The sequence below is a fragment of the Salinispira sp. genome (assembly GCF_059431795.1).
The window spans coordinates 37,230-51,656 of record NZ_JBXWXS010000036.1 but is presented as its reverse complement, the minus strand read 5'-3'; the positions used below and the strand labels follow the sequence as shown (position 1 = coordinate 51,656).

Annotated in this window: 12 protein-coding genes; 10 read left to right on the top strand and 2 right to left on the bottom strand. The window is 48.8% G+C overall.

What is annotated here, in order from left to right; genetic code table 11:
• Positions 1-69: 69 nt before the first annotated feature.
• The 4 genes from AC52PS_RS12665 (at position 70) to AC52PS_RS12650 (ending at position 5,313) form a co-directional block, all read left to right on the top strand.
• Positions 70-1,104 carry a LacI family DNA-binding transcriptional regulator gene (locus tag AC52PS_RS12665; RefSeq protein WP_495563440.1) on the top strand — a complete coding sequence of 345 codons (1,035 nt, stop codon included), beginning with the start codon at positions 70-72 and terminating at the stop codon, positions 1,102-1,104.
• A gap of 134 nt (positions 1,105-1,238) precedes the next feature.
• Complete coding sequence (locus tag AC52PS_RS12660) at positions 1,239-3,032, top strand: DEAD/DEAH box helicase (RefSeq protein WP_495563439.1); 1,794 nt, start codon at positions 1,239-1,241, stop codon at positions 3,030-3,032.
• A gap of 121 nt (positions 3,033-3,153) precedes the next feature.
• Positions 3,154-3,768 carry a 30S ribosomal protein S4 gene (rpsD, locus tag AC52PS_RS12655; RefSeq protein ID WP_024268742.1) on the top strand — a complete coding sequence of 205 codons (615 nt, stop codon included), beginning with the start codon at positions 3,154-3,156 and terminating at the stop codon, positions 3,766-3,768.
• A gap of 159 nt (positions 3,769-3,927) precedes the next feature.
• On the top strand, positions 3,928-5,313 hold the full coding sequence (locus AC52PS_RS12650) for a cyclic nucleotide-binding domain-containing protein (RefSeq protein WP_495563438.1): 1,386 nt from the start codon (positions 3,928-3,930) through the stop codon (positions 5,311-5,313).
• A gap of 102 nt (positions 5,314-5,415) precedes the next feature.
• On the opposite strand, the gene AC52PS_RS12645 is transcribed toward AC52PS_RS12650, so the two are convergent.
• Positions 5,416-5,706 (bottom strand): cation transporter, encoded by a 291-nt coding sequence (locus AC52PS_RS12645; RefSeq protein WP_495563437.1) that lies wholly within the window; start codon positions 5,704-5,706, stop codon positions 5,416-5,418.
• A gap of 237 nt (positions 5,707-5,943) precedes the next feature.
• On the opposite strand from AC52PS_RS12645, the gene AC52PS_RS12640 reads away from it, so the two are divergent.
• On the top strand, positions 5,944-7,578 hold the full coding sequence (locus AC52PS_RS12640) for an ABC-F family ATP-binding cassette domain-containing protein (RefSeq protein WP_495563436.1): 1,635 nt from the start codon (positions 5,944-5,946) through the stop codon (positions 7,576-7,578).
• Between the two features lie 89 nt (positions 7,579-7,667).
• Here AC52PS_RS12640 and AC52PS_RS12635 read toward each other — a convergent pair whose 3' ends face one another.
• Positions 7,668-9,188 carry a deoxyribodipyrimidine photo-lyase gene (locus AC52PS_RS12635; protein WP_495563435.1) on the bottom strand — a complete coding sequence of 507 codons (1,521 nt, stop codon included), beginning with the start codon at positions 9,186-9,188 and terminating at the stop codon, positions 7,668-7,670.
• 154 nt (positions 9,189-9,342) lie between these two features.
• On the opposite strand from AC52PS_RS12635, the gene AC52PS_RS12630 reads away from it, so the two are divergent.
• The 5 genes from AC52PS_RS12630 (at position 9,343) to AC52PS_RS12610 (ending at position 14,415) form a co-directional block, all read left to right on the top strand.
• Positions 9,343-10,776 carry a sigma-54-dependent transcriptional regulator gene (locus AC52PS_RS12630; protein ID WP_495563434.1) on the top strand — a complete coding sequence of 478 codons (1,434 nt, stop codon included), beginning with the start codon at positions 9,343-9,345 and terminating at the stop codon, positions 10,774-10,776.
• A gap of 129 nt (positions 10,777-10,905) precedes the next feature.
• On the top strand, positions 10,906-11,343 hold the full coding sequence (locus AC52PS_RS12625; RefSeq protein ID WP_495563433.1) for a response regulator: 438 nt from the start codon (positions 10,906-10,908) through the stop codon (positions 11,341-11,343).
• A gap of 37 nt (positions 11,344-11,380) precedes the next feature.
• Positions 11,381-12,310: an ABC transporter permease gene (locus AC52PS_RS12620; protein WP_495563432.1), complete on the top strand. Its 930-nt coding sequence runs from the start codon at positions 11,381-11,383 to the stop codon at positions 12,308-12,310.
• Positions 12,311-12,464: 154 nt separating this feature from the next.
• The gene (locus AC52PS_RS12615; RefSeq protein WP_495563431.1) at positions 12,465-13,529 is read left to right on the top strand and encodes an ABC transporter ATP-binding protein; all 1,065 of its coding nucleotides are present in this window, start codon (positions 12,465-12,467) and stop codon (positions 13,527-13,529) included.
• The gene (locus AC52PS_RS12610; protein ID WP_495563430.1) at positions 13,522-14,415 is read left to right on the top strand and encodes an ABC transporter ATP-binding protein; all 894 of its coding nucleotides are present in this window, start codon (positions 13,522-13,524) and stop codon (positions 14,413-14,415) included. Before AC52PS_RS12615 ends, AC52PS_RS12610 begins: the two co-directional genes overlap by 8 nt.
• The last annotated feature ends 12 nt before the right edge of the window (positions 14,416-14,427 follow it).

Below are 14,427 nucleotides of genomic sequence, written 5' to 3'. Positions count from 1 at the left end.
TCCTTATTTTAGTTCTCTATACAAACCGGTTTAGTAACGAAAAGACTCCAAACAGAGAGAGGTCCGTCCATGCGGGTTACCATCAACGACATTGCTAAAGCCTCAGGTTTTTCCAAGACCTCTGTCTCCTTCGCGTTCAATGATCCCAGCAGGATCAGTAAGCAAACCCGAAGTAAAATCCTGAATATCGCTGAAAGCCTGGGCTATGTACCCGATCCTGTCGCACGGAATCTTTCCATGCGAAAGATTGGAACCATTGGATTCCTGGTGCCTCAGGCGATCAGCAGGGTATTTTTAAATCCCTATATGAACCAGATTTTGTTGGGGATCGGTGAGGCGTGTCAGAAGAAGGATTATTCCCTCACTGTTGTACCCCCGTTGAGAGGCCGAATTTTTGATGGTGTGCGTTCAGCTGCCGTGGACGGGTTTATAACATTGGGTCTGCACCCAGAAATGAAGCTCGTTCAGCTGATCAAACAACGGCATATTCCCTTCGTGACCATCGACGGTACTCCGGCAGCGGATATTCCCGGTGTAAACACCTATGATCAAGAAGCAGCATACCGCATGATGGAAGAAATTATCCGGGCGGGGCACAGGAGGATCGCCATTTTTTCCCTGGAACACGCGAAAACCAGCGAGGATCATGTATATACCGGTGCCAGGGACTGGCGACTTGAAGGTTTTCAAAAGGCTTTGTCCGACCACGGTATAGATCCTGACAGTATTCCCGTGTACGATTGCGAATCCAGCGAACAGGGAGGACAGGATGCTGTGAAGCGTGCGTTAGAGGCCTTACCCAACCTATCCAGCCGTCCCACAGCCATGGCTTTCATGAGCGATATTGCAGCCATAGGAGCGATGAATGAATTGGAAATCAGAAATATAACCGTGCCAAAAGACATCTCTGTAACCGGATTCGATAACATACCCGAAGCGTCAATGGTTCACCCAAAACTTACAACCATGGCACAACCGGGCTTTCAAATAGGCATGGCTGCCACCCAAATGCTTTTCGATCTAATGGATCAACGGAAACTGGAAAAACACCTCTACTTTGAATCCGAATTCATTTCCAGGGAAAGCCTGGGAATCATTTCTTAACGTAATTACCTACTTCTTCCTGACCTCATAAAAACAGATTCATTCTCAACATGCAGGGAACTGTTTCATCAAACCTGTGGGGGAGAAGTCCACTGTATACATATAATGCATTCTGTTGTATATTCCTATCGAATATGAAGAAATTTACTGAATATAATTTACACCCCGATTTGCAAAAGGGAATTGATTCCGCGGGTTTTCAAGAATGTACACCGGTACAGGAAGAAACCTTCTCGGCGGTCTTCAACGGAAGAGATGTAACGGTTAAATCTCAGACAGGCACAGGTAAAACTGCAGCATTTTTAATTTCAATCTTTCAAACACTCATGGAATCCAGGCAGGCCAGCCAGGCCAACGGCCAGGACCCCGAGCAGGAACAGGTTCTTATCCTGGCACCCACCAGGGAACTTGTGGTTCAGATTTATGAAGAAGCTCAACTGTTAGGCGCCCATCTTCAATTCAAATTTACAACCATTTACGGTGGAGTTGGGTATAACCAACAGGAACGGGAACTGGCGGATAATCCCGATTTTATTGTGGGTACTCCAGGTCGTCTTCTCGATTTTATGCAGCAAAAAAAGATCGATTTCCGCCGCTTTGCGTATTTGGTTATCGATGAAGCGGACCGGATGTTTGATATGGGTTTTTATCCAGATATCCAGAAGATACTGCGAAGAATGAAGTCTCCCCAGGATAGGCGCACACTCTTGTTTTCTGCAACTCTGGGAACCCGGGTACTAAATATCGCCTGGGAACATATGAATGATCCTGTGGATATTGAAATTGAGCCTGAACATATTACCGTGGATGCGGTTAAACAGACTCTGTATCATGTGAGCCGGGATGAAAAGATGTCATTGCTGCTGGGCCTCATTCGGAAACACCAGCCTGAAAGTGCAATCTTTTTCACCAACACCAAGCGAATGGCTGAAGAGCTATCGTTCCGCCTCCGGGCAAATGATTTCACCGCCGAGTTTATTATGGGCGACCTACCCCAGAAAAAACGGCTCCAAATAATCAATGCGGTAAAACACAAGGAGATCAGATTCCTTGTTGCCACAGATGTGGCAGCCCGGGGACTTCATATTGATGATCTGGCCATGGTCTTTAATTACGATCTGCCTGAAGATTCAGAGAATTATGTGCATAGAATCGGGCGTACCGCGCGGGCCGGAAATTCAGGCCTTGCCATCAGTCTGGCCGATGAGCGCAGCGTATATAACCTTTCCTCCATAGAACATTACATGGGAACGAAAATTCCCACCGAAGATGTCACTGAAGAACTTATTTCAGAAGACCGCAGCCGGGGTACCCGATTCCGGTCTGATTATGGAAAAGGACCCACACGGGGTGGAAGCCGCAGTGGTGGAAGCCGCAGCGGCGGAAGAACATCGTCCAGAAGCGGACGCCCATCGCGGAACGATACCCGGCGAAACAGTCCCGGACCCAAGGCCGCCAATTCCGGCGGCGGATCAAAGCCCCATAGCAATCAACCTGGGGGAAGCAGCGACGGAGGACAGAAAAAACGTCCCGATACCAAACCGCAGGTTTCCCAAGCGAAAAGCGGCGGAAAGCGGAAGCCTCCAAAAGCTTCAAACCGAAGCGGGAAAAAGCCGGTTCAAACTCCGGCTCCCACTGCTAAGATGAGCGAACAGGAACGTCTGGATTTTTACGCCAAGAAATACGGCGAAGATTTCGCCATGAAGGGAAAAAAATCCGCCAGGAAAACCCAGAAAAAGAAGAAGTCCCGCAGCAGGAATGATCACAAGGAAAACGCCCAATCCCCGACATCTTCTTCAGGTAACAAACAAAATCAGGGTTCCGGACCAAAAAAGAGCAGTTCAAAATCTGCTCCTCCGGAAGGAAAAAGCGGAAAAGGAAAAGGGATCGGCGGATTCCTAAAGAAAATTATCCGGCGTGGAGAGTAGTGGCAGGATAATTGCTCACTCGCCGATGATCTTGACGCAATCACACGAGACTGCTACATTGGCAGCTCATTAAACCGGCCTGCGGAAGTAAATTTCGTAGTGTCTAAAGGAGTACGTACGTATGGCAAGAAACAGCACTGCCAGAGGTAAAATCGTACGCCGGTTCGGGCTTAATATTTACGGAAATCCTAAATATGACAGACTTCTGAAGAAGAAGCCTGCTCCTCCGGGAGAGCCAAAAAAGAGCCGGCCGCGACAGTCTGAATTCGGTCGGCAGCTAGCCGAGAAGCAAAAGGTAAAGTTCGCATACGCGCTTTCGGAGCGTCAGTTCCGGAATATTTTTGAAAAAGCGAAGCGGATGAAGGGTGTAGCCGGTCACAATATGCTCATCCTTCTCGAACGTCGTCTTGATAACGTTGTATATCGCCTCACAATGGCTGCAAGCCGGGCACAGGCCCGTCAGCTTGTGGGTCACGGCCATGTATATGTAAACGGACGTCGCTTGAATGTACCCTCTGCTCAGGTTCGCCCCGGTGATGTTATTACCATTAAAGAGCGGAACAGTTCCAAGGAGCTGGTACGGAACAATCTGGCTGAAAACAGCGGACGTCCCGTACCTCCCTGGCTTTCACTGGAAGCAGATGAGCTTAAGGGCTCAGTAAGCGTCCTGCCAACCAGGGATATGATCCCCACTATTGCGGAAGAGCAGCTTATCGTCGAGTTTTACTCAAAGTAAGATTTTCAGCGATCGCAAGCTTCATGCAAGAAACCGTCGATGGATTCCATCGACGGTTTTTTTTATATGTATTCCGGTAATGTTTTCCTTTCAGGTTCCGGTGTATTTTGACCGACACTTATGATAGGATAGAAGTCTCGAAAATGTGCAGGAGCCGATATGCAAAAAATGGCAGTTCTCAGTTCCGACAATGAACTGAACGACCGCATCTCACAGATTTGCAGCAAGTTTAACAATTATTTTGAACCCCATTTCTTTTCTGAAATGCAGGAAGCTATAGAATTTTTAAAGTATGAATTACCGGAGATCAATGTTCTCAACTACTCGGATGAAAATATTGATCACGGAGAGGTACTTGAGACCATCAAGAAAGACCCCTGGCTTCATTACGGGGGAATTATTCTGGTACATAAGGGGGCGGAGCGGCGTCAGATGACTGAAGTCACCCCCAGTTTGAACGTGGTCGCAACAATGTCCCGCTCTGAATTTGTCAAAGGGTTCTTCCGGGTTTTGAAAATTCTGGTTCAGAATCGCCAGATTCTATTCCAAAGAGATCTCCAGAAGTATCTTATGAAATCTATATCCGGGTCTCTCACCATGGATAATGATCCGTTCAATGTGGGCACATATGCGAACCTAATACCCAATTACCTCTACAACATCGGTTACATAGATTTAGAGCTCAAAGATAAACTTCATGTAGCTCTGTTCGAAATGCTCATGAACGCAGTTGAACATGGGAACTGCAGCATCAGCTTTAATGAGAAATCTACATGGCTTGAGGATCACGGTGATATTATCGAGCTGATCCGTAATAAAAACCAGGATGAGCGGGTGAAAAACCGCCGGGTGCATTTTTCCTACACCATAACGCCGGAAAATTCCAGATATATCATCCGGGATGAGGGTAAGGGCTTTGACTGGCGCAGCCATATGTCCAGAAAGCATGACGAAATGGCCCTCCACGGACGGGGAATTATGATGGCCGGTATTTATACTGACAACCTGAGCTACAATGATTTGGGTAATGAGGTCAGTTTCGAGGTTGAACATAACAAGAAATCGGTAAACATGATTCCCTCAATTTTTCAGGATCAGGATGAACTGATTTTTCAGGATGGAGATGAAATATTCCGGGAAGGTGAAGCCTCTAATTTCATGTACTATATTGTTTCCGGGCAACTGAACATCTATCGGGATGAAACCCTGGTATCCCGGCTGAATCAGGACGATCTTTTCCTTGGTGAAATGTCGTTTCTCCTTTCAGATACCCGGTCGGCCACTGTCCGAGCACACGGAGAAGCCCGTCTGATCAAGATCAGTAAAAACAGTTTTGTTAACTCCATTAAGGCGCAGCCACACTACGGAATTCTCCTCGCCAGGCTGCTGGCGGTTCGTTTAGACCGTCTGAATGATTATGTGGCGAAAATTAAAACTTCCACCAAACCAAATCAGGCTGAATCCGATGCCGGAGAGTCCGGGACGGAAGCAGAAATTGTGGAAGTTGCAGAAGAAATGGATGATATAAGCGGGATCAGCGGATAAGCTGATCCCTATGTCCGCGCTGTTTTTGGGAGCTGCTGCGGAGCACATATCATCTTTTGCATGAATTGATGCACAAACTTCGTTGTTTATGTGTCTGAATGCTTATGCGTCTGAATCGAGTTTAGAAAGATCCGCCTGGTTGACCACTGCAGTATAGCCGATCTTGTCCACCAGCTGAATAATATCGTCCAGAGTGGACTGGTTTCCGTCATATTCCAATTGGATTTGTGACGTGTTTCTGTCAACGTAACATTCTTTTACGCCCTTCATTTTCCTGCCCACATGTTCGATGGTGTATACACAGCTGGTACAGGTTGCACCATCCACGTCAAGAAGCGCCTGTTTAGTTTCGATAATCGGTTCATTTTTGGAATCTTTTTTCTTGAATATCATGGGCAAAATATACAGTGTTTTTATTGATTAGGCAATTTGTCATATATAAAATTCTCCTGAAATCCCTTCTATAAACCTCATATTGACATTCCTCCCCAGTTCCACTACAAAGAGGGGCAATAAACAATCCCTTTTCATACAATAGCTTATACAAACGCCTTAAGAATCCCAGCAGACCTTTCAAGCCACGGTGTAACAGCGGGTAACAGGGCGAAAAATTGATATCTGGAGAAACAATTGATACAAGTATCTGATCTTTCATTGAGTTTTGGAACCAAGCCCCTGTTTAAAGAGGTGAACCTTAAATTCACACCCGGTAACTGTTACGGTGTGATCGGCGCAAATGGGGCCGGAAAATCCACATTTCTGAAAATTCTCAGCGGAGAAATTGAAAATTACAGCGGTGAACTCAGCATCGATAAAAAGGCCCGAATTTCTGTGTTGAAACAGGACCAGTTCGCCTATGACGATTATTCGGTCATAAACACCGTGATTATGGGGAATCGCCCGTTGTACGATGTAATGATCGAACGGGAAGATCTCTATTCCAAAGCAGATATGACAGAGGATGAGGGGATGCGGGTTGCCGAGCTTGAAGGTGTTTTCGGCGAAATGGGCGGATATGAAGCCGAGTCTGAAGCAGGAATTCTTCTTTCCGGTCTGGGAATCGATACAAATCTCCACTTCAGCGATATGAAAGATTTGGACGGCCCCAGCAAAGTTCGGGTACTGCTTGCACAGGCACTCTTTGGCAATCCCGATGTGCTTTTACTGGATGAGCCCACCAACCATCTTGACCTGGAATCGATTAACTGGCTGGAAGATTTTCTCAGCAAATTTGAAAATACCGTAATTGTTGTCAGCCATGACCGCCACTTTCTGAATCAGGTATGTACCCACATTTGTGATATCGATTTCAGCCATATCAGGATGTATGTGGGTAACTACGATTTTTGGTATCAGGCAAGTCAATTGGTGGCCAAACAAAAGAAGGATGAGAAACGGCGGGCAGAAGACAAGGCAGCAGAGTTGAAAGATTTTATCCAGCGCTTCAGTTCCAATGCAAGCAAAGCGAAGCAGGCCACAAGCAGAAAGAAGATGCTGGAGAAACTCAACCTAGAGGATCTTCCTGCCACCAGCCGTCGTTTCCCCTATGTTGCCTTTAAAGCGGAACGGGAATGCGGAAAAGAAGTTGTTCATGCCAGAGGCCTGAGCAAACGGATAGATAGTGACAATGAAATCAACAATCTCGATATTTCCATTCATCGGGGAGATAAAGTCGCCTTGGTGGGACCTTTAAATCCGCATAAGAGCATGTTCTTCGACCTGCTTGCGGGAGTTATAGAGCCTGAAGCTGGATCGGTGGAGTGGGGAAGCACCATTACCAGCAGCTATTTTCCCAAGGACAACGGCAGTTATTTCACCGGTAACGAGAGTATTTTTGAGTGGCTACAGCAATATAGCCCCGATCAGGACGAGGCCTATGTCCGGGGCTTTCTCGGTCGGATGCTGTTCTCCGGCGAGGATGCCTTGAAACCGGTGAATGTACTCTCCGGGGGTGAGAAGGTTCGCTGTATGCTGAGTAAAATGATGCTCAGCGGGGCCAATGTTCTGATGTTCAATGAGCCTACCAACCATCTGGATTTGGAGTCGATTACCAGTTTGAATAACGGCCTTGCGGCGTTTGAAGAGGTGCTAATCTTTAATTCCCATGACCATCAGTTTATTTCCTCAATTGCAAACAGAATTATCGAGTTCACCCCTGCAGGGGTTATAGACCGTACGATGCCCTTCGAGGATTACCTGAAAGACGAGCGGGTGAGGACTATTCGGGACGAAATGTGGCACGGTCATCAGCGGGTAATGATTTAATCTCTTCTGCCTTTCGGCGGTGTTTGAATTTCTCACACGCCCGGTGTACACGGGCGTGTGAGTCCGCCGGGGAAGCGGCGGGGTAAACCTCAGTCCAGCCATTTCTGCGCATAGGTCTTGATATCGAATTTTCGTTCAAGGCCTCTGTCGTTCATATAGCGGATTTTGCCGAAAATGGGACGCTCTTTCCAGCCCCGGTCATGGGTTCCGAAACACCAGGAAACTCCGGCATAGCCGTTTTCATCCCGGCCGTCCAGCTCCCAGCGGTTGTTCAGGTACAGCAGGCGCTCAAACGCCTCCCGGGGGGATGGACTCCACTCCAAGACTTTTTTCCCCCAGTACATCCGCATATATCCATGCATTTTACCGGTTTTAACCATTTCAAGCTGACAGGCATTCCAGTAGGGATCATATGTTCTCCCCTCTTCCAGTTCATCCAGGCTGTATGTATATTCCCGGGGATCCTGTGAATGGTTTTCCAGGCTTTGGGCCGCCCACTGGGGTATTCCGTCATAGCTGTCATACCGGGTTTCGAATCGTACGAAGTTTTTCGCCAGTTCACGACGAACCACTAATTCTTCTAAAAATGCCTCCAGACTCTCCTTGGGTACAGCTTCGGGATTCCGTTTGGGATACTGCCGTAATTGTTCGGCAGCCTCCACGGTGCTCCAGGCAACCCTTAGAACGGAAATCATCCCGAAATGAAGGTAGGGGCTGAGGTTGCTTTGGACCGGTTTTGCCGGATCGTTCCGGGTTTCTGCGTACTCCGGAAAATCCTCATTGAGAAAGCGTTCCAAGTGTTCATGGGCGGCGGCGCTTCCTCCTGTGAAACCATGTACCGGTCCGGGAACGGCAGCGGGAACGTCCATGCCTGAGTTCCGGATGTATGCAGCCAAATCATTGTATGTGGAGAGCTGTAGGAGCTCTTCCAAATTCAGACTGTCGGGAATATCCGGCGAAGGAGCGTGTATCGCGGCATTGCGATCCTGAATGGGCTGGGTAAGATACTCTGCTACAGGACCCATATAAAACTCCCGTTCCCGGTCTTCTCCGTAGAGGTATGGAAGCCACTGAGACGTTATCTTTTTCCTGATGGTTGCTGCGGCGTATTCCTTTTTGCTGCTGACCAGATTATGGGGAACCAGCACCTCTGAGTCCAGCTGAATGAATTCGCCTCCCCGGGAGTTGATTTCAGCGGCAACATTCTTTCTCCAGAGTCTTAGATGCCGCAGGTAGGAGCGTTCGGTGACCAGAAGTCGAATTCCGCCCAGGTGTTGATGAAGATCCTCCCTGGAAAATACTTCCCCGGGGGTGCCGGGCAAAATACTGAAATTCACCCCTGCTTCACGGCAGTCTGTGGCAATTTCCTGCAGTCCCTGTATCATAAACCAGAAATGGCGGGCTGAAGCCTCGGGGTAGGATGTATCCAGACAAAAAATTACGTGAAGGGGAAGCTTGCTGCGGGAAGCTTCCTTTGCTGCGTAATTCAATGCCATGTTATCCCGAAATCGCTGGGCTGACTGCATCCAGTATACGATGCTGGAGCCGGAATCCCGGCGGTTACCTGAAGGGAAATCCTCGATGCGCGCTTGAAATGGAGGTATATTCATCTCTCTAAGCTAATAAGCTATGCTCGAACACGCAAGTTTAAGTTGAAATAATCATGAACTCTGCATATTCTGAAGATTAGGCGGGGAGATGCGGTGGCTTTGGCATGGCCTTCCATACCTTCATTCCCCGAAACGGATGAGAGGAGCAACAGTAATGGCCCGGAACATTCTGGTGGTGGATGACGAGCACAGCAGTGCAGAATTATACTCTATGATTCTCAGGGAGAACGGATATCCACAGGTGGTAACATGTGAAGACAGCCGAAAAGCAGCCGGTCTTATCTGGAGTCATAATATCGAGCTGGTTCTCAGCGACCTGATGATGCCCGTGATCGACGGATATGATCTGCTTCTGAAGATTAACGAAGAGCATCCAGATATTCCCGTTATTATCCTCACCGCCCAGGATAAGGTGGAAACCGCAGTTGAATGCATGAAGATCGGGGCCTTCGACTTTATTACCAAACCTTTGGATCCCGAAAGACTTCTTACGGCAGTGGAGCATGCATTCACCATTCGTGAGCTGAAGGAAGAGGTGAATATCCTTTCCACCGACCGTCCGGACCGTGAACTCTCCAATCCAGGGGCATTTTCTGCAATTCTCACCCAAAGTCCGAAAATGAAAAAGATTTTCACCTACATGGAGGCCATCGTTCCAAACCCCAAACCGCTGCTCATTACCGGGGAGAGTGGAACCGGTAAGGAGCTCATAGCCCGGTCATTCCATGAGCTGGCAAATTCCGGGGGGAAATTTGTGGCCGTCAATGTGTCCGGTTTGGATGATTCAGTCTTCAGTGATTCTCTTTTCGGCCATCGCCCGGGGGAGAGAGCCGGTGGAGATGCCAATCGTTATGGACTTATTGAGCAGGCGGGCCGGGGTACCCTGTTTTTGGACGAAATCGGTGATCTGGGGATGAGCAGCCAGATCAAACTTTTGCGGATGCTTCAAGAAGGGGAATTCTATCCTCAGGGATCCGATACACCGGTCCCCTGTCATGCAAGAATCGTTGCCGCAACCAATGCGAATCTAAAGAAGAAATTGGAATCAGGCGAGTTCCGCAGAGATCTATATTATCGACTCATTGCCCATCATATTGAATTACCGCCTCTGCGGGAGAGGCCGGAGGATATTTCATTGTTACTGGATGCGTTCCTTGCAGAAGCTCTAGAAAACATGGGACGTACAGAACTGAAGGCTCCTCAGGGACTCTACTCTCTGCTGAAACCATATCCGTTTCCGGGAAATATCCGGGAACTTCAGGGGCTGATGTATGATCTCGTTACGGCAAGTTCACCCGGAACCCTTGACATTACCGTAATCCGGAACTATATCCAGATGAACACCGGAGGTACTAATGAGAGCTTGGAAGATGAGCCCACAGAGTTTAAAGGCGATGAAAAATTTGACAGGGGTCCTGCCGGAATGCTTCTGTCCAAAGCACAAATGCCGACGATGAAGGATGCGGAGGAGTTTCTCTATGAGAAGGCTCTTGAACGTTCTCTGGGAAACCAAAGCAGGGCTGCCAAGCTTCTGGATGTTTCACAATCCACTCTCAGCCGTTGGAAGCAGCAATTCAGCCTGGACTAACGCGAACAGCGCAGCAAAGGGATTCAGCCCGCTGAATGGGCATGATTTTTTAAATTGCCCCATAAGTGTATGGCAAAAAAGGCTGAAATCGGTTACATTAATATATTGAGGACGGATCGAGGAGTTTCAATGAGAAGTAAAGGTGATTTTCCCAGCATCAATGAAAAAGACCCCGAAGGACTGAAGCCCGATGGGACCCCTTACAAAGTACTGATCGTCGATGACTCGATGTTCATTGCCAAGCAGCTGAACCAGATTCTCACATCTGCAGGGTTTGATGTTGTTGCCACAGCCGGAGATGGGGAAGAGGGTCTGGAGAAGTACAAAGAATTGCATCCGGGCATTGATCTGGTGACCATGGATATTACTATGCCCAAAATGGATGGGGTTACCTCCCTGGAAAAGATTATTGAGTTCGATAAGGAGGCGGTGGTTGTAATGATTTCCGCCCTGGGTAAAAACGACCTCGTGAAGAACAGTCTGATGAAGGGTGCCAAGAATTATATTGTGAAGCCTCTGGACCGGGCGAAAGTACTGGAACGCATTGTTAACAGTCTTAATCAGTAGCCTCTAAATACTGATGGACTGATTTCTGCAGAAAGCAGTGAATATTCTGAAAGTCGTACTTCGACGCTTTTCCCGACTTGTCCTTACCATTTTTATTGCAAGCACGGCAGTATTCTTCCTTCTCAGAGTGATTCCCGGGGATCCTGCCAGAATAATTGCGGGCGTTGAAGGGGCAAAAAATGCCCAGGTTCTTGAACAGATCAGAGCCCGTCTCGGTCTGGACCAGCCGCTCATACTTCAGTATCTCCAATGGATTGGAGGAAGTTTTTCCGGAGACTTCGGGAGATCGTATCAGTCTGATGTTCCGGTCCTCAATTTGTTGGCGGAGCGCTTACCTGTTACACTGGGCATTGCCACTCTGGGGATGGGTATCGCTCTGATAATTTCCGTACCTGCGGGAATCATTAGTGCATCAAATCGCCGGAAAACAACCGATCACCTGATCATGGGCAGTTCCCATATTCTGCTGGCCATTCCCGAATTCTGGCTGGGTATTGTGCTTCTGTTGTTTTTCGGTGTGTATATTCCGGTGTTTCCACTTTTTGGTTCATCCAGTTTTCTGCACTTTATGCTTCCCGCACTGGCTTTAGGTCTCGGTCGTGCGGCTTTTCTGGCAAGGCTGGTCCGAACATCGGTATTGCGCGAGTTTTCCCGGGATTATGTACAGTTTTTAACTCAGCTTGAAGTGCCCCGTGGACGTGTACTGTTCCGCCATATTCTGCCCAACGCCATGATTCCCATTGCAATTCCGGCGGCAATACAGTTCGGCTACCTTTTAGGGGGGGCAATTATTATAGAACAGGTATTCGGCATGGGGGGAACAGGACGCTTGCTCCTCCAGGCCATACAAATGAGAGATTTTCCCCTCATACAGGGAACGGTTATTATGTTTGCAGTCATTTTTACCGTTGTGAACTTCATTGCAGATTTTCTGGTAATTTTGGCGGATCCCCGAAGCAGAATTTAGGGGTGGATTCGGATTAAGCTGCTGATGAAGGATTCTGTGTGCCGATATTGTATGGTTTCTCCAAAATACACGGGCAGTAAAAGACCCGGGGATATGGATGCTGCGTGCCGATAATGTATGATTCCTCCAGGAGAGTCCAGGATAGGGAGGTCAGATGAGCGAAATAGCCCGGGACGATGAGCCGTATCTTGAAATTCGAGGACTGGGATTGTCCGCAAAACACCCTTCCGGGGAGATCCCGGTCCTCCACGATATCAGCCTGCCCATATTATCAGCGGAGGTTACTGCAATAGTGGGGGAAAGCGGTTCCGGCAAGACCATGAGTATGCGCAGCATTTCCGGTCTGCTTCCCGGGGGCAGTGAGTTTTCCCTATCCGGTGATCTTCTGTATAGGGGCCGTCCGTTGGTTCCTGGGGTTGCCCCAAACCAATCGCTTCCCAAATTTGCCATGATTTTTCAGGATCCCAAGCGTGTACTCAATCCCGGTCTTCGTGCGGGGCAGCATGTGACAGAGGTGCTCCGCTATGCGCAGGGATTTGGCGCCAGGGACTCCCATTCCCGGAGAACCCAACGTGCCCGGGAAATCCTGAAGAGGGTTGATCTGCCCACAAGTCAGAGATTTTTCCGTTCCTTTCCCCATGAATTATCCGGAGGGATGCAGCAAAGGCTGGTCATAGCCTGTGTTGTTGCCGGAGAAAATGATGTACTCATAGCCGATGAAGCAATTACGGCCCTGGACAGCGGGACAGCGGCCCAGGTTTTGGATCTGTTTCGGGATATCGCAGGTAATATGGGAAAAGCGGTGGTATATATTTCCCACGATCTGAAAACCGTAGAGCGAATAGCCTCGAACGTAGCGGTGTTCTATGCAGGATATACCGTGGAGTACCGCAAGAGTACAGAATTTTTCTCCACACCCAGGCATCCCTATAGCAGAATGCTCATGGAGAGCCATCCTGCGCTTCGGGACAGGGGAAGAGCTCTGAAAATCATTCCTGGGGAAGCTGCCTCTCCAGCGGATCCGCCTGCAGGCTGTCCGTTTCACCCCCGCTGCCCCCGGGTACAGCCAATCTGTCGGGAAGTCCTCCCGGAGCTGATTCCCGATTCCAGCGGCGCGGTGCGCTGTCACTTTCCCTATCCCGAAAGCAACCGCCGGGGAAAAGGTTCTGCGGCGGGGCCAAATGACGATGCTGCTCCTGAAGAGGTGAGTCATGAATAGCGTAGAGGAAGAACAGAGGGATGTGCTTCCCCTTTTGCGCATCCGCTGGATCTCCAAACAGTACAGAAGCGGAGGCTACGGCGGAATCGGCTCCCGGTCGTTATATGCCCTGAAGGATATTAATCTGGATGTGTACCCCGGTGAAGTACTGAGCATCATTGGGGAATCGGGCTCGGGGAAAACCACGTTGGCACGATGTATTCTTCAACGGGAAGCAATTCAAACCGGCCGGATAGAAAGCCTCTGGGGAACCATTCAACATGCGGGGAAAGATCAATTCTCCCGGCCGGACCATGAATCTGAACCCCCTCTGGGTCCGGTGAGAACCTTACGATCCCGGGAGCTTTATAGGAAAATTCAGCTGGTTCCCCAGGCCACCCAAAACAGCCTGAATCCCTGGCTCCGGGTGGATCAATTGCTGAACCATATGCTTCGGCATACCTACCAGGCAGGCAGCGACATACGAAGGGCGAAAGAAGATCTAATGGAGCTTTGCGGTCTCAGCCCTTCTTTTCTTCAGCGGTATCCCGGTGAATTGAGCGGTGGACAGCGCCAGAGGGTCCTGATTGCCCGGGCTTTGGCCATGGAGCCCCGCCTTATTATTTTTGATGAGCCGGTTTCCAGTCTGGATGTTTCCATTCAGGCCAGGCTACTGAATACTCTGCTGGATCTCAGACGGCAGTACGGGTTGAGCTATGTATTTATTACCCACGATCTTGACATTGCCGAGTATATAAGCGACCGTATGGCAATTATTCATAATTCAAGAATTCTTGAATCCGGTCCGGTGGAAGAGATTGTGAAACATCCAAAAGAAGAGGTTACCCGAACCCTGCTGGATGCCGGCTTGAAGAAGCAAAACTGGCTGGATTCATTTATATCCTGAAGGAGGAATCCC